This window comes from Rhodococcus sp. NPDC080181 (genome assembly GCF_040702225.1).
GTDB lineage: Bacteria > Actinomycetota > Actinomycetes > Mycobacteriales > Mycobacteriaceae > Rhodococcoides > Rhodococcoides fascians.
Window position 1 is genome coordinate 197049 of sequence record NZ_JBFBKN010000003.1, and the last position, 16964, is coordinate 214012.

At 64.0% G+C, this 16964-nt stretch carries 19 protein-coding genes and 1 pseudogene; 9 read left to right on the forward strand and 11 right to left on the reverse strand.

Annotated elements, in window-relative coordinates:
- Positions 1-2: 2 nt before the first annotated feature.
- The 3 genes from AB0O58_RS04975 to AB0O58_RS04985 are packed head-to-tail and all read right to left on the reverse strand — an operon-like array spanning position 3 to position 2014.
- Positions 3-812 carry an alpha/beta hydrolase gene (locus AB0O58_RS04975; protein WP_032373457.1) on the reverse strand — a complete coding sequence of 270 codons (810 nt, stop codon included), beginning with the start codon at positions 810-812 and terminating at the stop codon, positions 3-5.
- 30 nt (positions 813-842) lie between these two features.
- On the reverse strand, positions 843-1565 hold the full coding sequence (locus tag AB0O58_RS04980) for a pirin family protein (protein ID WP_032373458.1): 723 nt from the start codon (positions 1563-1565) through the stop codon (positions 843-845).
- Positions 1562-2014 carry a MarR family transcriptional regulator gene (locus AB0O58_RS04985; RefSeq protein WP_032373459.1) on the reverse strand — a complete coding sequence of 151 codons (453 nt, stop codon included), beginning with the start codon at positions 2012-2014 and terminating at the stop codon, positions 1562-1564. The genes AB0O58_RS04980 and AB0O58_RS04985 overlap by 4 nt, the downstream gene beginning before the upstream one ends.
- Positions 2015-2099: 85 nt before the next feature.
- Between AB0O58_RS04985 and AB0O58_RS04990 the strand changes: the two genes are divergently transcribed.
- Together AB0O58_RS04990 and AB0O58_RS04995 are read left to right on the forward strand one after the other, a co-directional pair.
- Positions 2100-2591, forward strand: a complete 492-nt coding sequence (locus AB0O58_RS04990; protein ID WP_032373460.1) for a VOC family protein — start codon at positions 2100-2102, stop codon at positions 2589-2591.
- A gap of 34 nt (positions 2592-2625) precedes the next feature.
- Entirely contained in the window at positions 2626-3399 is a 774-nt protein-coding gene (locus AB0O58_RS04995) for a pirin-like bicupin family protein (RefSeq protein WP_032373461.1), read from the forward strand.
- On the opposite strand, the gene AB0O58_RS05000 is transcribed toward AB0O58_RS04995, so the two are convergent.
- Both AB0O58_RS05000 and AB0O58_RS05005 read right to left on the reverse strand, forming a co-directional pair.
- Positions 3396-4961 carry a Na+/H+ antiporter gene (locus AB0O58_RS05000; protein ID WP_052061639.1) on the reverse strand — a complete coding sequence of 522 codons (1566 nt, stop codon included), beginning with the start codon at positions 4959-4961 and terminating at the stop codon, positions 3396-3398. The genes AB0O58_RS04995 and AB0O58_RS05000 overlap by 4 nt on opposite strands.
- Before the next feature lie 32 nt (positions 4962-4993).
- Positions 4994-5797 carry an SDR family oxidoreductase gene (locus tag AB0O58_RS05005; RefSeq protein ID WP_027495114.1) on the reverse strand — a complete coding sequence of 268 codons (804 nt, stop codon included), beginning with the start codon at positions 5795-5797 and terminating at the stop codon, positions 4994-4996.
- A 71-nt stretch (positions 5798-5868) separates the two neighbouring features.
- Between AB0O58_RS05005 and AB0O58_RS05010 the strand changes: the two genes are divergently transcribed.
- From AB0O58_RS05010 to AB0O58_RS05020, 3 genes are read left to right on the forward strand one after another with little or no spacing between them, the layout of a single operon-like run.
- The gene (locus AB0O58_RS05010; RefSeq protein WP_032373463.1) at positions 5869-6633 is read left to right on the forward strand and encodes an ABC transporter ATP-binding protein; all 765 of its coding nucleotides are present in this window, start codon (positions 5869-5871) and stop codon (positions 6631-6633) included.
- 26 nt (positions 6634-6659) lie between these two features.
- Complete coding sequence (locus AB0O58_RS05015) at positions 6660-6821, forward strand: hypothetical protein (protein WP_230593520.1); 162 nt, start codon at positions 6660-6662, stop codon at positions 6819-6821.
- 20 nt (positions 6822-6841) lie between these two features.
- Positions 6842-8212, forward strand: a complete 1371-nt coding sequence (locus tag AB0O58_RS05020; protein WP_230593521.1) for an ABC transporter permease — start codon at positions 6842-6844, stop codon at positions 8210-8212.
- Here AB0O58_RS05020 and AB0O58_RS05025 read toward each other — a convergent pair.
- Together AB0O58_RS05025 and AB0O58_RS05030 are read right to left on the reverse strand one after the other, a co-directional pair.
- The gene (locus tag AB0O58_RS05025) at positions 8204-8764 is read right to left on the reverse strand and encodes a sugar O-acetyltransferase (protein ID WP_032373464.1); all 561 of its coding nucleotides are present in this window, start codon (positions 8762-8764) and stop codon (positions 8204-8206) included. The two genes, AB0O58_RS05020 and AB0O58_RS05025, sit on opposite strands and share 9 nt — an antisense overlap.
- 10 nt (positions 8765-8774) lie before the next feature.
- Complete coding sequence (locus tag AB0O58_RS05030; protein ID WP_032373465.1) at positions 8775-9281, reverse strand: GNAT family N-acetyltransferase; 507 nt, start codon at positions 9279-9281, stop codon at positions 8775-8777.
- 17 nt (positions 9282-9298) lie between these two features.
- Between AB0O58_RS05030 and AB0O58_RS05035 the strand changes: the two genes are divergently transcribed.
- The 3 genes and pseudogenes from AB0O58_RS05035 to AB0O58_RS05045 all read left to right on the forward strand — a co-directional run bounded on the left by AB0O58_RS05035 (position 9299) and on the right by AB0O58_RS05045 (position 11557).
- A complete protein-coding gene (locus tag AB0O58_RS05035) occupies positions 9299-10264 on the forward strand; it encodes a D-2-hydroxyacid dehydrogenase (RefSeq protein ID WP_206498486.1) in 966 nt (321 codons plus the stop codon).
- A 54-nt stretch (positions 10265-10318) separates the two neighbouring features.
- Positions 10319-10756, forward strand: a pseudogene (locus tag AB0O58_RS05040) (SRPBCC family protein); the annotation flags it as partial.
- A 39-nt stretch (positions 10757-10795) separates the two neighbouring features.
- A complete protein-coding gene (locus tag AB0O58_RS05045) occupies positions 10796-11557 on the forward strand; it encodes a class I SAM-dependent methyltransferase (protein WP_052061624.1) in 762 nt (253 codons plus the stop codon).
- On the opposite strand, the gene AB0O58_RS05050 is transcribed toward AB0O58_RS05045, so the two are convergent.
- From AB0O58_RS05050 to AB0O58_RS05065, 4 genes are all read right to left on the reverse strand, one after another.
- A complete protein-coding gene (locus tag AB0O58_RS05050) occupies positions 11554-12153 on the reverse strand; it encodes a hypothetical protein (RefSeq protein WP_032373468.1) in 600 nt (199 codons plus the stop codon). The two genes, AB0O58_RS05045 and AB0O58_RS05050, sit on opposite strands and share 4 nt — an antisense overlap.
- A gap of 106 nt (positions 12154-12259) precedes the next feature.
- Positions 12260-13489 (reverse strand): molybdopterin-dependent oxidoreductase, encoded by a 1230-nt coding sequence (locus AB0O58_RS05055; protein WP_052061640.1) that lies wholly within the window; start codon positions 13487-13489, stop codon positions 12260-12262.
- Between the two features lie 311 nt (positions 13490-13800).
- Positions 13801-14640, reverse strand: coding sequence for a DUF692 domain-containing protein (locus AB0O58_RS05060; protein WP_230593522.1), 840 nt, complete (start codon positions 14638-14640; stop codon positions 13801-13803).
- A complete protein-coding gene (locus AB0O58_RS05065; RefSeq protein ID WP_366237966.1) occupies positions 14637-15539 on the reverse strand; it encodes a TIGR04222 domain-containing membrane protein in 903 nt (300 codons plus the stop codon). The genes AB0O58_RS05060 and AB0O58_RS05065 overlap by 4 nt, the downstream gene beginning before the upstream one ends.
- Before the next feature lie 160 nt (positions 15540-15699).
- Between AB0O58_RS05065 and AB0O58_RS05070 the strand changes: the two genes are divergently transcribed.
- Positions 15700-16959: an HNH endonuclease signature motif containing protein gene (locus tag AB0O58_RS05070; RefSeq protein ID WP_366237967.1), complete on the forward strand. Its 1260-nt coding sequence runs from the start codon at positions 15700-15702 to the stop codon at positions 16957-16959.
- The last annotated feature ends 5 nt before the right edge of the window (positions 16960-16964 follow it).

Sequence of the window (16964 nt, forward strand, 5' to 3'; positions counted from 1 at the left end):
CCTCAGTCGATCGAGTCGAGGAATTCCAGCATCGCTGCATTGAACTCCTTCGGCCGGTCCATGTTGGCAGCGTGACCGCAGTTCTCCAAGACCACAGATCGACCACCCGAATTGAGCTTCGCGGACTCGGAAGCATGTGCAGCAGGCCAGAACTGGCTGTCGCGTCCGGCGATCATGAGGTACGGCCTATCGGTACCGGACATGGTTGCGCGCCAGTCCTGCGCCGCATGATCGGCCAGTAGCGCCTTCATCGGGGCCGTGTCGGGTGATGCCATCTTCGGCATCGCGCGCAATGCAAACGCGAGTTTCAGTAGTGCAGGCACCGACTTCCACTGCGGTCGGCCGTGGCCCGTGTCGGGTATTCCGCTGTCGAAGAACGACGTTCGATTGCTGTCGGTCAGACCGTAGAAGCCGTTCGACCAATCGTCGCTGTTCGCCATCTTCGGTGTCTGATCCACCGACACGATGGCTCGAACGCGGTCGGTGCCGAACTGCGAGACGTACGACCAAATGGTGTTGGCCCCCATGGAACCTCCGATCAAGACGGCTTCGTCGACGCCCACCTCCGAGAGGAAATTCGCGATATCGCGTCCGTGCCGCTCCATCGACGCTCCGTGTGTCGGTGCATCGGAGGTGCCGTGACCCCGTCGATCGAGGGCCAGAACACGGTATCCGGCTCGCACCAACGCTTTCTGCTGCAACATCCAGGTGGTCGCCGGTGCGCAGAAGCCGGCGACGAGAACCACGGCCGGGCCGGTGCCCTCGTCGAGATAGTTCAGGGAGACGGCATCGTCGGTGACAACGGTTGGCATGGTGAATCTCCCTGTGTCAGAAGAACTCGGTCAGGCGAAGCCGGCGTGCATTTCCCAAATCAAAATCTCGCTCGCCGTCGATGCTGTCACACGGTGACCTCCGGTGGCGGTGAGTCGGACCGCGTCGCCCTGGGCAACGTCTCCGACGGTCTCGAACTCGGCGGAACCGTCGGCGACGAAGACGTGACCGTACGGCGCGTCAGGGACGGTGACGGACTCCCCCGGTGCGAGTCGGGCGGCATGCAGCGTCGCGTAGCGGTTGCCGATCCGAACGCCGCCGCGGCCCGGCATGCCGGACGCCACCGGAACCAGCTCGCCGTTCGCCAGCTGGTCCTGCACGTCCAGCTCTTCGTACGAGGGGTCGGTTCCATCGGTGTCGGGTGGGATCCACATCTGCACCACGCGCAGCTTTTCTCGGCTGGTCCGGCTCGACGCATTGGTCTCGGTGTGGCGAATTCCGGTTCCGGCACTCATGCGTTGAACGAGACCGGGGTAGACCATTCCCGAATTGCCCTCGGAATCAGTATGTTTCAGCGTCCCCTCCAACACCCACGTGACGATCTCCATGTTCTCGTGCTGATGGGAGTCGAACCCCTCGCCCGGGAACACCGTGTCCTCGTTGTGCACCATCAGTAGCCCGTGCGCATTGGCCGCGAGGTCGTAATTGCCGGTGGCGGGAAACGACTGCTTCGAGTCGAGCCACTCGTTCCACCAGTGATGGCGTTGTGCACCGCGTATGTGAGTCACGGTCACGATGCGTGGTTCCGCATCGCCGTGAAAGTCCGGGTCAGAGCCGCGAGATCGTTCGGGTCCACCAGATCGAACATTTTCCCTCGCACTGCTTCGACGTGTCCCGGGCTGGCGGCGGCGAGGGTGTTCATGCCCGCTTCGGTGAGTTCGGCGGACATTCCTCGCTTGTCGTCGTCGCATTTGACGCGCGTGACCCAGCCGTTGTCGACCAGTCGGCTGATGGCCCTGGTGACGCCGCTGCGAGTCGTGGTGACGGCGTCGGCCAGTTCGCTCATTCGTCGGCGACGGTCGGGCGCTTCGGACAGCACGACCAATAGCTCGAAGTCGGTGAAGGAGATCCCGGAGTCGCGTGTGAGTTGATTGTCGAGGTCGCGAAGCAGCAGCCGCGTCGCATCGAGGTATGCGCGCCAGGCCTGCTGTTCGTCGGCACCGAGCCACCGTGGTGAGTCCATGCCCCCATGCTAGTTGACAACGCAACTAACGGGTGTACTCTTCTCGGTAGTTGACGAAGCAACTACTTGACCGGAGGCTGAAGCGATGACCGAGACAGATCCACACACCACAGAGCGGGACCGCATCCGTCAGCAGTACATGAAGCCTGCTGGCGAGCGTCCGGCATCGTCTGCCCGCGGACTTCATCACACGGCATTGGTCAGCAGCGATGTCGAGGCGACCGTGCGGTTCTATCAAGACCTGCTCGAGTTCCCTCTGACCGAGCTCATCGAGAACCGTGACTACCCGGGTTCGTCGCACTTCTTCTTCGACATCGGCAACAGCAACCTGCTGGCCTTCTTCGACTTCCCCGGACTGGACGTCGGCCCGTACGCGGAGGTGCTGGGCGGCCTGCACCACGTCGCCATCAGTGTCGAGCCCACCCGCTGGGAGCACCTGCGCACCAAGCTGATCGACGCGGGAATCGAATTGATCGAGCACAGCGAGGTCTCGCTCTACTTCCGCGATCCCGACGGCGCACGGCTCGAACTCATCGCCGATCCGCTCGGTGAGATGTACGGCTCGCACGTTCTCTGAGAACACACCTACTTTCGAGATTCGAGGCAATGACATGACCTCTGCAGCAACCACACTCGACCTCCGCCGCGCCGACGACCGATTCAAGACCAAGATCGGCTGGCTGGACTCCAAGCATTCCTTCTCGTTCGGCAACCACTTCGATCGCAGTAACACCCACCACGGCGTCCTCATGGTCAACAACGACGACATCGTCACCCCGGGCATGGGATTCGATACCCACCCGCACCGCGACATGGAGATCATCACCTGGGTTCTGCAGGGATCGCTGGTGCACCAGGATTCGATGGGCCACTCCGGAGTCATCTACCCCGGCCTCGCGCAACGCATGAGTGCGGGCACCGGAATTCTGCACTCGGAGAAGAACGATTCATGGCGACTCGGCGATACTGCCGGCTCGTACTCGGGCAAGCACGGTGATCCTGTTCGCTTCGTCCAGATGTGGGTCGTGCCCGACGAGCAGGGCATCACCCCGGGCTACGAACAGCTCGAGATCGACAACGAATTGCTCAGCGGTGGACTGGTTCCCGTCGCATCCGGCATGCCCGATCATGCCGCCATTCGCATCAAGAACAAGTACGCCGCCATGCACGTGGCGCGCCTACAGCCCGGGCAGGCTCCGGTGGAGATCCCCGACGCACCGTTCGTGCACATCTTCGTGGCCGAGGGTGAGGCGATGCTCGAGGGCGTCGGACCCCTCGCGCAGGGTGACGCCGTGCGCGTCACCGGAGGTGGCGGCCAGAAACTGAGTACCGCGAGCGGTGCGGAAGTGATCGTCTGGGAGATGCACGCAGCGATTGCCGGTTAATCGGTCTCTCGGTGTGGCCGGAACGAGTGCTCCTCGTGATCGAGTTCGTGTTCGAGACTGCGCATGCTGTTGTCCGGTAGCCGGCCGGCATCGCGCCAGCACAGCAACTCTTCTCGCTCCACATCGAGGATTCGGCGGCGCGTACTCATCGCGGCAACCTGTTCCGGTGAGATGACCGCGTCGCCGACGTCTGTCTCGTCGAGATGATCGAGTCGGCGGTGGTACCGGTCGATGCGATGCTCGAGCTCGTTCCGAAGGATCTCCCGGCCCTCGTCGTCGAGGTTCTCTTCGTCGGCGATGCGATCGAGCTGTGACAGTGCGGCTTTGGTCGATCCCTCACGTGCTTCGTTTCGCAGACGCGCCTCTGCGGCGGGGTCAGCGACGACGTTCAACGCGCGCACCAATGGCGCGAAGGTAAGCCCCTGGCCCACCACGGTGACCAGTACCACCAGAAAAGCGCAGAACAGCAACAGGTCTCGGCTCTCGAACGGCTCGCCCGAGTCGATCGTCAGAGGAAGCGTGAACACCGCAGCGACGGTGATGACGCCGCGGGTGCCGGCCCAACTCATCACCACCGCCTCGCGTACGGACAGCCCGGTCGTGAGCAACCACAGCGGACGCAGCAGGAGCACGCCGGCCAGAGTGACCGTGACCGCGAGGGCGATGGTCGTTCCGGAGTATGCCGAGAGGCCGCCGACCACAGTGGGCAACTGCTCTCCGATGAGCAGAAACACGAATCCCTCGAGCAGTAGATCGATCAGTCGCCACACGGCACTGGTCTGCAGTCGGCTGGCTCCGGAGATGGCGTGACGAGTGTGGTGGCCGATCACCAGGGCCGCGACGACCACGGCGAGAACACCCGACGCGTGAACTTCCTCTGCCGCCAGGTACGCCACGAACGGGGTCGCCAGCGACACGATGTTGAGCAGCAGCGAATCGTGAACGTAGCGCTGTACCAGGCGGATCAGCAGCGCGATCACCAATCCGACGATGATGCCGCCGGCCGCCGCCAGCACGAACAACCCGCCCGCGTGGACGAAGGTCATGTCCTGACTGGATATCGCCGTGATCGCGACGGTGAGCATCGTCAGCGCCGTCGCGTCGTTCAGCAGTCCCTCACCTTCGATGAGGGTGACGAGTTTCGGTGGGATGCCGGCGCGACGACCCACGGCAAGGGCAGCGACCGGGTCCGGCGGCGCAACAGCGGCACCGAGCGCCATACCGGCGGCCAGGGTGATGCCCGGAACGAGCAACCACATGCCGACGCCCACGAGGGCAGCGGTCGCCACCACGAGGGCGACCGACAGACTCAGGATCGTCCAGACGTTGCGGCGGATCGCGATCAGCGAGGAGTTAAGCGCGGCGCTGTAGAGCAGCGGCGGAATCACCAGAGTAAGCACGACTTCGGGGTCGAGAACGATGTCGGGCAACGCCGACGCCGAGACGGCCAGGCCGGCCAAGGTCAACAACGCTGCCGCGGGCAGCGCCGTCTTCTTCGAGATCACCTGGGCGGCGACGATCAGACCCGTCGCCGCCAGGACCAGGCCCAGAGTTTCTATCACCCGGCTGTATTCCACCAGGTCAGGGGTTCAAACTATCTCTTCAACCCGAACATCTTCGCAATCGTCTTCTCCATGAATGTCGCCGGCAGCAACCGTCGCGCCAGAAACACGACCGGTGCGTTGCTTCCTCTGGCGTACAAGGGTTTCGGCTTGTCGGCCTCGATGGCCTTCAGTACTACTTCGGCGACGTCCTCGGCGGAGATTCCGGTTCCCTCCTTACGATCCAGTGACGAGATCGCTGTGTGGAAGTCGTCACGGTGGACCGAATCCGCTGCGATGTACTTGGTGCGGCGTTCGCTGATTCCGGTGTTGATCGATCCCGGCTCCACGGTGGTCATCCACACGCCGAACGGAGAGAGTTCCAGTCGCGCGGCGTCGGAGAAGCCCTTGATGGCTGCTTTCGTCGACGCGTACGAGGAGCGGTAGGCGAGCGGAAAGCTCGCAAGCATCGACCCGACCATGACGATGCGGCCGTACCCGCGCTCACGCATGCCGGGAATGACGTTCTGCGACAGCGTCACTGCGCCGAACACGTTCAATTGGAACAATCGCTCGATGGCGTCGGTCGGCAGTTCCTCGAAGGGCCCGGACTGGCTCTCTCCGGCATTGTTGACCAGAACATCGACGGCGCCGAGTTCGGTCACGAATGCGGTGATCGACGCGGAATCGGTGAGATCGAGAGCGCGATACTCGACGCCTGCTGCCCGTTGATCGGAGGTCATCGAATCCGGATTCCGAGAAGTGCCGATAACTCGGTAGCCGCGGGCGACCAGCGCCGACGCGACGGCCCTTCCGATGCCCGACGAAGCTCCGGTGACCACTGCGGTGCGATTCATGCCCAGATGGTACCGGTGCAGTCGGTTCGTAGCGCATGACGAAACCGCCCATACCGGCTAGTCTGTTACCCATGCAAACGAATCCTCCCGCTTTGCTACTCGAGCACATGTGCATGGCCTTCGGCCCCAAGATTGCGGTCGACGACCTCTCGTTGATGGTTCCGCCCGGGTCGATGTTCGGGTTGGTCGGCCCCAACGGTGCTGGTAAGACGACATGTCTGTCCATGGCGGTCGGGCTGCTCAGACCGCAGTACGGCCGAAGCCTCGTTTTCGGGCGTGACGTCTGGGCCGATCCGATCGCGGCGAAGGAGCTGCTCGGCGTGCTGCCCGACGGACTGACCTTGCCCTCCCAGTTCACCGGCCACGAACTCCTGACGTACATCGGTCGACTGCGCGCGATGCCGGAGGACGTCATCGCGCAGCGTCGAGACGAGCTGCTGAACGCGTTGGGTCTCGCCGATGCCGGCGGAACCGTCATTGCCGACTATTCCGCCGGAATGACCAAGAAGATCGGACTGGCCTCGGCGCTGTTGCACGGACCTCGCCTCTTGGTGTTGGACGAGCCCTTCGAGGCCGTCGATCCCATCTCGTCCACGACGATCCGCAACATCCTGATTCAGTTCGTTCGCTCCGGCGGCTCGGTGATCCTGTCCAGTCACGTCATGGCCCTCGTGGAACGGCTGTGCTCCCACGTCGGTGTCATCACCGGTGGTCGAGTCGTGGCGGCGGGAACGGTCGACGACGTGCGCGCCGGCGGCACCCTCGACGACGCCTTCGTGCGCCTTGTCGGTTCCCGAGATCAGAACCCGGACGGCTTGTCCTGGATGCGCTCGTGATGTCGGTCGGTCGCACCGTCCTGCAGATGCGAATCACGCTTTACCGCAGACAGTTCAAGGGCGGACAGGCGGTAATCAAGACCGTGTTCGGATTGCTGGGGCTGGCCTTCGCGGTTCTCGCGTGCGTGATGGCGGCTCGAACCGACGCGTCGCAGGTATTGGTGGGCGGCACCGCAAGCTCCCACTGACCCTGACGGGCCTGAGTTGGGTGCTCTTCCCGGTGCTGTCGGGTATCTCCGACGACAACATTCAGCCCCGCCACTTCCAATTGCTGTCCGTCGATCCCGCGCGCCTGGCCCGTGCACTGTTGACCACGTCGGTGATCGGCATGGTGGTTCCGCTGACAATCGTTGCGACAGCGTCCATTCCGGTCTACGCTCTGTCCCGGTCGGTTGCCGCAGTGCCTCTGGCGCTCGTGGCCTGGCCCGCGACGGTGGTGTTCTTCGTGACGCTGTCGAGGGTGGTAACGCTGGCCATGTCGCAACTACTCAAGAGTCGCCGCAGCCGCGAGTTCGCGTTGCTGGCGTTCGGTGCCGTCTTCGGAGGCCTGTACTTCCTGCAGTTCCCCATCACACAAAATCTCGATCGTGTGCTGTCGGGTGAAGTGACGTGGCCGCTGACACTGGCCCATTCGATTCCCTTCGGCTGGGGCATCACGGGCGTCGATGCTGCGCTGGAGGGCAATTGGCTGTTGGCGATCGGCGCGGTGCTGGGATTGCTGCTTCTCGACGTCGCACTTGTATGGGCCTGGCAGCGCCTGGTTCTACGCCACTTCGAGGGACGGGTCTCGACGTCGTCGGGATCGACCCGTAAGCAGACGGCAGAGCAGGGGCGTGACGGCGCGACGGGGTGGCGAGCGACGCGGGTCGGCGCGGTAGTGACCCGAGAGCTGTCCCTGTGGCGCGGTGACATGCGTCGTCGGAGTCAGCTGCTGTCGGTGCTGATCTTCGCAGTGCTGGCCGGCATCGGCCCGCTGGTGACCGACTCGATTCCGTTCAGCGCAGCCTGGGGTGCGTGGATCGCGATCTTCATGGCGATGGGTGCGGGATCGAATTCGTACGGTCTCGACGGTGGTTCGATGTGGCACCTGGTGATGATTCCGCAGGCTCTCCCCGACGACATCCGTGGTCGGCAGATCGCCTGGTTGCTGGTTGCTACCCCCTTCGCGATCGTGCCGGTCCTGGTGGTTCGAGTGTTCGGAGATCTAGGGCTCGACCGATGGGAGATCCCTGTCGCCGTGACGATCTCGATGCTCGGAGTCAGCGCCGGTCTGACCGCCGTGAACTCCGTACGCGGTGCTTACCCGGTGCCCGAAGCTACGAAGTCGTTCTCGATGAACACACGGGGGTCGTTCACCGGAAGTGCATTCGTATTCCTCGTACTCGGAATAATGGTCCTGGCCGTCTCGGTCGTGCCAGCGCTGCTTCTCGCGCTGCTACTTCCGGGAGCGTGGGCGTATCTGTCGATCCCGATGGCCGTAGCGATCGGCTGGCTGGGAATGTGGTGGGGCGCGCGGATGGCAGTCGGCACGCTGGTTCGTGACTCCGACAGAATCCTGAACTCGGTGATCTCACGGTAGTGCGCGGATAGCCCGGCACGGGTTCCCTGCAGCGAACGTATGCGGCGGTACGTCGCGGGTGACGACACTTCCGGCTCCGATGACCGAGTTCTCGCCGATCGTGACTCCGGGACAGACGATAACGCCTCCGCCGAGCCAGACATTGTCTCCAATAGTGATGGGAAGGGCGCTCTCCCAACGAGATCGACGAGCCTCGTGGTCTTCCATGGGATGCAGCGCCGTCAGTAGCTGGGCCCGTGGACCGATCGAGACGTCGTTCCCGATCGTGATGGGCGCGCAGTCCAACAGAATGGCGTCGTAGTTCAGAAAGCTGTTGGACCCGATGGAAATGTATGTGCCGTAGTCGCATTGGAATCGTGGCATGATCCACGAGTCCGCTCCGATGGAACCGAGTAGCTCGCCGAGCAGTTCACGTCTTGCTTCGTCCTGGTCTGCCTCGGTCGCGTTGAATCTGTCGAGCAACTTTCCACACGACACCCGAGAGGCCACCAGGTCAGGATCGCCGTCTCGGTAGAGTTCGCCGCGCAGCATCCGATCTCGGTTCTCGCCCATGGGGGACACGCTACAAGCAGGTCGGCTTCTCGAACAGCGCCACGCTGAACCACGAACTGCCACCGTCGAAGTCGCGACGGCCGACGTACTGGAAACCCTGCCGAAGGTAGTAGTTGCGAAGAGCGGTGTTGGTTTCGGCGCAGTCCAGCCGTAGCAGCCCTCGCCCTTCCTGTCGGGTCCGCTGCGTCGCCCACTCGAGCAACGAGGTGCCCAGTCCCGTTCCGGCTTCGCTTCTGTCGATCACCAATCCGTGCACATAGCCTGCGTCGTCGTCTGGCTCCGGCCAGACGGCAGGATCGGCCCAAATCAGTCGCAGGGCTCCGACGATCGGGCCACCGGCGTGACGTCGAGCGATGTAGAACTCCCCTGCGTCTATCTGGGCCGCAACAGTCGACAGAGGTACCTCGCGCGGTGCCCACTGATCGATGCTGCGGGCGGCCAACCAGTCCTCGGCGGCGTGCCGGAGGTCGAGTATCGTTGCTGTGTCGGCGGCAGACGCGAGTTCTACGGTGAGCACCCTGCCATCGTACGGAGGTGACGAGTCCTGTGGTGAACGTGCTTGTGGTCGAGAGTGATTCGGACCGAAAAGCCTTCCCATCGATCGATGGAGTTCAGCTCCGGAGCTGCGCGATCACCGAACTCGTCGACGCTGTGTCGTGGGCGGAGGTTCTGCTGTTTCGCACGTTCGAGACGGTCGACCTGCGCAACGTGTGGCCGCACGCCGACAAGCTCCGATGGATTCATGTGTCGAGCGCTGGGGTCGATCGGGTTCTGGATCCGGTTCTGCGGGAAACTCCCTGGGTGCTGACCAACTCCGGCGGCATTCTCGACCGTGCAATTGCCGAATACGTCGCTGCGGGCGTTCTGGCGTCGATGAAGAAGCTGCCCGAAGCGCTTCGGCGACAACGTGAACGGGTCTGGGAGCATCGCCTCACCAGTGGAATCCACAATCGGAGAGTGCTGGTCGTCGGTCCGGGTTCGATCGGCCGCGCCATCGGTCGCGTTCTCGGGGCACTCGGTATGCGTGTCGACGCGGCCGGCACATCCGAGCGGCCGGGAGACGCGGAGTTCGGGAGAATTCGTTCGGTGGACGAGTTACCCGCCTACGCAGGTGAATACGACGTGGTGGTGCTGTCCGCGCCGCTGACCGAGAAGACCCGGGGGCTCGTGAATGCAGAGGTCCTCGGGGCGATGCGTCACGACGCGGGGCTGGTCAACATCGCCCGTGGGCCCGTTGTCGACGAACAGGCCTTGTGTGAGGCGTTGGATTCCGGGGCGATCGGATGGGCCGTGTTGGATGTCTTCGAGGTCGAGCCACTTCCGGCGTCGAGTCCGCTGTGGGAGATGGACAACGTGATTCTGACGGCGCATCTGGCCGGTGACGCCGACGACTTCGCCGATCGGCTGTGGACGCTGTTCGAGGACAATCTCGATAGGTATCGGCGGAACGAGTCCCTGGTCAATGTGGTGGACAAGCAGGCGGGCTACGTCCGCCGGTAGAGGCCGACGCCAATCTATGTGTAACACGCCGTCGCGTGTATTAGTGTCGGTGGAATGCGTGAGATAAACCATTCGGCGGTCGCGTCGACACCCCGCGATGTGGCGTTCGCCTACCTCGACGACTATCGAAACGTCCCGCGGTGGATGTTCGGGATCACGCGGTTCGAGCCGAGGAGTGAGACCACCTCCGGTCTCGGGGCGACGTACGACGCAACCATGCAGATTGGCCCCAAGTCGTTGAATTCGATCGTGCGCGTCACCGAATGGGTCGAGAACGAGCGACTCACGCTCGAATCGGTCGAAGGCCTGTCCAACTCCTCGACCTGGTCGTTCACGGACCTGGATGAGGGCCGGACCCGTCTCGACGTCATCTTCCGTTACAGCCTGCCCGGGGGCATCGCCGGAAAGGTTCTCGGGGCCGTCGTGGAGCCCGTCGTCGGGCAGGCAATTCGGCACACCGAGTCCACTCTCCGATCGCAGCTGGAAGCGGCCGAACATCGGTGGTCCCGAATAATCGGTACTCTGGCTAACGTGACGGACGAGCCGGAACGACCCCGCGGTTTGACCTTCGGCCGAGTCGCCGAGGAGTACGACCGCGCTCGTCCTGGATACCCGGCGGCGCTGTACACGGATGTTCTTGCCGGCGGTGCGACCCGCGTGTTGGAAGCGGGAGCCGGCACCGGCAAAGCCACCGTTGCGTTGGCTGAACGCGGCGCTTCTGTGGTTGCGGTCGAGCCGGATTCAGCTATGGCCGAGGTGATCCGACACCGAACCGAGAACATGGACGTCGATGTTCAGGTCACCCGGTTCGAGGACTACGTCGGCGCGCGCTCATCGTTCGATGTCGTCGTGGCCGCTCAGGCGTGGCACTGGGTCGATCCCGATCGAGGAGCCGCGGTGGCGGCTCGTGCATTGGTCCCCGGGGGATCACTTCGGCTGTGGTGGAACATGCCCGGTCAGCTTGACGGGCCGGTGTGGGAGTCGGTGCGGGCTGCGTACATCGCCACCGAGCCGGAAGCCGCACCGCTGTTGGCGCACTCTCTCGGCGTGCAATCCGAGACCGCGGTACCCCGCGCGGCCGGCTTCGGCCCATGGTCCACGTCGACCTACGAGTGGGTTCAGCGTTACACCGCGGACGAATTCTGCGCCATGGCCGCGACGTACTCGAGTCACCAGATTCTCACCGACACACGTCGGCAGGAAGTGCTCCGAGCGGTCCATGCGGCTATCGACAGCCACGGCCACCTGGACTATCACTACGTCACGCAGATGATGACGGCGAATCCAGGCTAGGACATCGTTGTGGTGCAGACGACGAATTGCCGTGCTTCGTAGGCGAATCCGCCTTCGGGGCAGTCGTTGGGGTCGGCGGTTCCGGTCTTGATCTCGGTGACCTTCTCCACGCTCGTCGCGCTGGGGTCTGCGCAATCGACTCGGGCGGGCTCGTCCATTCCGGTACTCGGCACGCTCATGCAGCCGTCGATCACCCAGTCGACGTCGAGGCACAATGCACCCTGCTCGACACCGTTCAGAGTCTCGTAATACGTCTGGTTGACGTCGGTGGGGCACTGCTCGTTCTCTTCGGCTTTGGCGATGACCTTGTAGTTGGACTCCATGCTGCCGCACTCGGCGTTGTCGATCTCGGCGGCAGTCATCGTGCCACCGAGCTTGACGCACTGGCCGATCTCGACGTCGATGTCGGTGGAGCCACCGGCGTCGATGCCTTCCTGGCCGGACACGTTGTCGGTGGTGGTGGGGGCTGCGGAACTGCTGGAGGCGGTGGTGTCTGCGGCAACGGCAGTGCCGGCGTCGGACGACGAACAGCCCGCGGCGAGCATCAGCGTGAGGGCTGCACCCGCGGCGAGAAGGCCTCGAGATAGTGCGTGCATCGTGGCATGACCTTTTGGACTCGTCCAGACGAAGGAGTAATCCTTCGTCGGCAGCCCCGCGGGCCACCGATGAAAGATTCTCGACTATCCGGGTGGTTTTGCAAAGTCACGAACGGAACACGATGCGCGCCACCCACTTGGTGTTGTGCACACCGGGAAGCGCGGGAACGATGACACGTGCCGGGTAGCCGTGATCGAGCGAGAGATCGACGCCGTTGACTTTCAATGCCAACAGCGAATCGGGATGGAGCGCTTGATTGCCCTGCAGCACAGCACGACCGAATGGGCCACCCTGTTCTATCGAGATGATTTCCGCGGACCTGGGTGCGGGTACCCCTGCCAATGCTGCGAGTTCGGCCAACGGAACTCCCGTCCAACTCTGCGTGGTCGACCATCCTTCGACACAGGCGATGGGAAGTTCGGCGGTGTGCTGAGTCATGGACAGCAGCCTGCCGCGGGAGAGAACCACGGGTTCCGAGTTCTCCGAAGCGCTCTCGACGGACAGAGTCCAGTCTGCGCCCGTCTGTTCTTCGGTGACACCGGCCGCCTCGGCGGTGCGGTTGATTTGAAAGTCGTTGGGCCCGTCGCCGTACGAACGCCCCCGCGGAAGCAGAATTGCTGCCTTGCGTAGGACGCCTCCGACGGTTTGCCCCACCGTCAACACGGCTACGAATCCCATTCCGGCGGCGACCAATCCGATCGCACCTCGTCGGCTCATGGTTTCGTGTGGCCGGCTCGGCGCTTCGTTGCGGGCGCGCAGGACGTCCATCAACGATTCCGATCGAAGGGTCCGCCACATCAGCGGCACTTTGAGACCGAGGTGCACCAGGAATCCGGAGATGAAAACCCAGGCACCGAAGTAGTGAGCGGCGTAGAAATCGAAGCCGAACACGTAGTCGTACTGGATGTTCAGCACGCCGGTGACGATCTCGAACAGCAGGCCACCGACGAGTGCCAGCAGCGACAGTCGTTCGAGTGCATGTGCGGGCGACCGGACCGGTGGCAGTTCGACGAGCTTGGGCATCACCGACCAGAGCTTGGCGATGACGAGCGGGACGATGATCAGGCCCAACCCGACGTGCAGGCCCTGCGTCAGCTGGTACAGCCAGGCCGGGTTCGTCGGCCAGTCGAAGAACGGTAAACGCAACCACCCGACGGCACCTGGTCTGGCTTGGCCGAATTGCGGCCCGTAGGCACTGTAGGACAGCAGGCCCGTCAGAATCACGATCGGCAGCGCAACGAGCAGCACCGCGCCGAACACCGACGTCAACCACGTGCTGCGCAGCGGACTGCGAAAGCGCGCGAGCGGGTTGGGTGCGTCGGCCATGTATGGCATTCGCTGCCCGACCCGTCCCGGATGTGTGGCGGCGAGTTCCCCTTCCTGTTCCATGGCTCGGTAGAAGGCCTCGGCATCCTCGGCCGTCGACACCTTGGGGCGGCTCGACGCCCATCGGCGGAACAGCATTTCGTATCGGTCGCCCAACGCCGAGGGCAGTGCCGGATAGCGTGCCGCGATCTCGGCCGCTCGCTTGTTCAGCAAAGCCGCTCGGACAGTGTCCACTGTCGCAGAATCGAATTCGGCGGGCAGTGGCCCACCTGCCACGAGAGCGCGCACCAACTCTTCTTGACGGCGAGCCAGGTCGTCGTTCACCTCGTGTACCCGGACGTCCGTACCCCGGTGATGCGATCGAGTCCCGCGGCATCCGCGATCGAATCCAGTTCTGCGAGAAGCTCGGCCTCGGGTGGATAGTGACCGTCGCGTTCGAGCATCAGGGGCGTGCGATGCCCAGCCGTCGCAAAGGTTCGTAGTAGTTCGAGGACTTCGTCGGGCACCGGCTCAGTGTGGGTGTCGTGATAGATGCCGCCGCGGACCGTGCCACCGGCGATGTGGCAGTAAGCAATTCGATCCAGCGGCAGGCGTTCGAGTTCGGTCCACGGGTCGCGGCCCCGATTGAGTGCGTTCGCGTACACGTTGGCGATGTCGAGCACCAGGCTCACGCCGGTCCGCTCGACGAGTTCTGCCAGGAACTCACTCTCGGTCAACTGGTCTTCCGGCCAATCGAACAGGGCTGCAATGTTTTCCACCGCCAGCGGAACCGGCACACCATCCTGCGTTCGTGCGATGTTTCGCGCGAGCGCCGTCAGGGCTTCGTGGGTGCGCGGCACCGGAAGCAGATGACCGGCCTCGATGCCGTCGGCGCGGACGAAGGCGATGTGCTCGCTCACCAGTGGGGATCCGAGCATCGAGGCGACTCGTGCCAGTCGGTCGATACGGTGCTGCTCCACCGGCTCCGCACCGCCCAACGACAACGAGATTCCGTGCGCGACGACGGGAACTCCCAATGCGACGAGGCGATCGGGTGCCTGCTCACCGATCGATTCGGCGATGACCTCGCAGAACGCCAGCCCCGGCAGTTCCGAGACGATGCCGGATATCTCCGAGCGCCAACCGATTCCGAGCCCCACGGGCACTGCGTCGACGTTCAACCTCCACAACCTCCGCCGCCGCATCCCCCACCGCCGCCACCGCAACTGCTGCTGCCGCCGTCGCCTCCGCTGCCACCGCTGTCGCCGCCGAAGCCGAACGACGCGGCCCCACCGGCCTGAGCGGTGCCGTAGCTGAGCGCACCGGCCATCGCTGGATCGAGCATCAGCAGGGCGCCTGCTCCGAAGATGGCTGCCGACATTCCAGCGCGAGTCGGCCCGTATGCGGTGAAGGACGGTCGCGCGCGGGGTGAGAGGTAATCGTTCTCGGCGCGGAGCCGGCGTAGTTCGGTATCTCCCGCGGCTGTCCGACGGCGTCGACGAAGCAGAACCGGCACGGCCGCGAACAGGACGAACACGATCGCGACGAGAAACCAGACGGGCTTGCCGTTCGCGGTGCCGGCGACGATGCGGGCAATCCCGACAGCGATGACGAAGAGCACCGGGAATGCCCGTGTGACAGCGGAGCCGCGAGCGCCGTGCAGCAGACCCTCGTCGACGAGAGTGCTCCGCAGTTGCGCGCAAGTGCCGGACATGTTCGCCACCAGCCGGGAGCGAACCAGTGGGGCCTTACCGCTACCGAGGCGTTCGAGGACGGTGCGGGTGAACCAATCCAGTTGGGAGCGCTCGGTGCCGCTCAGATCGCGGCGTTTCCGCCCCTGCGAGTCGATGATCTCGGCACCGCGAAGTATCGCCAACGACGCCATCACCGCCTGGGAGTCGCTGGTGAGCACACCTACTTCGGGGGGTGTGAGCACGCGGCCTGCCGACGTCACCGGGGTCGATCGGTGAGCGGCTATCCAGTTCCCCGCCATCGTCAGGAGTATCGCGAGAACGGCCGCGAGCAGGTACCAGCGGAGAAAATCTGTGCTGGGGATGCCCCAGGTGTCCGAACCGCTCATGGCCACACCCACTTTCCGTCGGATCCAGCATCTGCTGCTCAGTATCGGGCCCGTGGGCGAGAAAGCAACCCCGACGACGTCCCCGCGGGGACGGGTGCACCGGTTTCCCGCCGTTCTTGTCGGCGCCTCGTCGTACTGTCGTCGAACATACATTCGACGAGTGGGGGCATTCATGGTCGAGATTGCAGACATCGAGACGGAGATATGCGCGCTGGTGGGCCAGATCGCGGCTGCATCTGCGCAGTATCTGATCCTGGTCGGTGAGTTCGATGCTCGACGTGGGTGGGCCGCGTGGGAGACGAGGTCCTGTGCGCACTGGTTGTCCTGGCGCGCGGGAGTCGATCTGCACACTGCCCGTGAGCAGGTGCGGGTGGCCAAGGCGATGCGCGAGCTGCCCCTGATCACCTCTGCGTACCTGAGCGGCACGGTGTCGTATTCCAAGGTGCGCGCGATGACCCGTGTCGCAACAGCCGACAACGAAGCGTCACTGTTGCAGAAGGCGCTCGATGCACCCGCCGCGCACATAGAACGTCTCTGCCGTGGTCTGAAGAAGGCGATGCGGCCGACCAGAGGCAACGGTGTCGATCTCGATCCGTGTGTGGGACGGTGGCGCTGGGACGACGAGGACGGCTCGCTCGTGGTGACGGCGCGCTTTCGGCCCGAGGACGGCAAGCGATTTCTGGCTGCGGTGACCAGGGCCGAGTACGAGCGCACTCGCACGGAGGTGGAATCCGAGGGTGACCGGTCGGCCCCGGCACCGCCGAACCCCGTCCCTGCGCTCGTCGCAATGGCGGAGATGGTGTGTGACGCCATCGATTCGCCGGTCGTCTCACCTGCCGCGGAGGTGTTGGTCCACCTCGGCGACAGCACCGAAGCAGGGTGCGATCATGCTCATTTCGACGACGGACCTGGTCTGGACGACGAAACTCTCGCCCAGGTGTTGTGTTCGTCGGTCATGCGAGTGGTCGGTCACGGCCGGCTGGGAAAAACTGTGCGGTGGAGTACCACGGCCAAAGCTCCGAGTCGAACCCAGTTGCGTCAGTTGATCATTCGCGATCGATGCTGCTCGGTGCCCGGGTGCGGGCGCACCCGGTTTCTGCATGCTCACCACGTCACTTACCGCTCGCGGGGAGGCGCGACCTCGCTCGACAACTTGGTCCTGCTGTGCGGCGAACACCATCGAGCACTGCACGACGGCTACTTCCTCATCGAATCCCTCGGCCACCAACGATTCACGTTCCGGCACCCATCGGGAGCAGAGATGGTTCATGCGCCGGCGCTGTCCGGAGACGCGGAGGTCCTCCGGCGGCAATATCAGCACATCGAACCCGACGCCATTGTCCCGAACTGGGGCGGGGAGGGCCTCGACCTGAGCTACGCGACCGACGTTCTGATCACCAACTGGCAGCAGGCTGCATGAAAAGG

Coding starts and splice junctions, on each gene's coding strand:
- AB0O58_RS04975 (WP_032373457.1), bottom strand. CDS start 812: ATGCCAACCGTTGTCACCGACGATGCCGTCTCCCTGAACTATCTCGAC.
- AB0O58_RS04985 (WP_032373459.1), bottom strand. CDS start 2,014: ATGGACTCACCACGGTGGCTCGGTGCCGACGAACAGCAGGCCTGGCGC.
- AB0O58_RS04990 (WP_032373460.1), top strand. CDS start 2,100: ATGACCGAGACAGATCCACACACCACAGAGCGGGACCGCATCCGTCAG.
- AB0O58_RS04995 (WP_032373461.1), top strand. CDS start 2,626: ATGACCTCTGCAGCAACCACACTCGACCTCCGCCGCGCCGACGACCGA.
- AB0O58_RS05005 (WP_027495114.1), bottom strand. CDS start 5,797: ATGAATCGCACCGCAGTGGTCACCGGAGCTTCGTCGGGCATCGGAAGG.
- AB0O58_RS05010 (WP_032373463.1), top strand. CDS start 5,869: ATGCAAACGAATCCTCCCGCTTTGCTACTCGAGCACATGTGCATGGCC.
- AB0O58_RS05015 (WP_230593520.1), top strand. CDS start 6,660: ATGCGAATCACGCTTTACCGCAGACAGTTCAAGGGCGGACAGGCGGTA.
- AB0O58_RS05025 (WP_032373464.1), bottom strand. CDS start 8,764: ATGGGCGAGAACCGAGATCGGATGCTGCGCGGCGAACTCTACCGAGAC.
- AB0O58_RS05050 (WP_032373468.1), bottom strand. CDS start 12,153: ATGCACGCACTATCTCGAGGCCTTCTCGCCGCGGGTGCAGCCCTCACG.
- AB0O58_RS05055 (WP_052061640.1), bottom strand. CDS start 13,489: ATGCCATACATGGCCGACGCACCCAACCCGCTCGCGCGCTTTCGCAGT.
- AB0O58_RS05065 (WP_366237966.1), bottom strand. CDS start 15,539: ATGAGCGGTTCGGACACCTGGGGCATCCCCAGCACAGATTTTCTCCGC.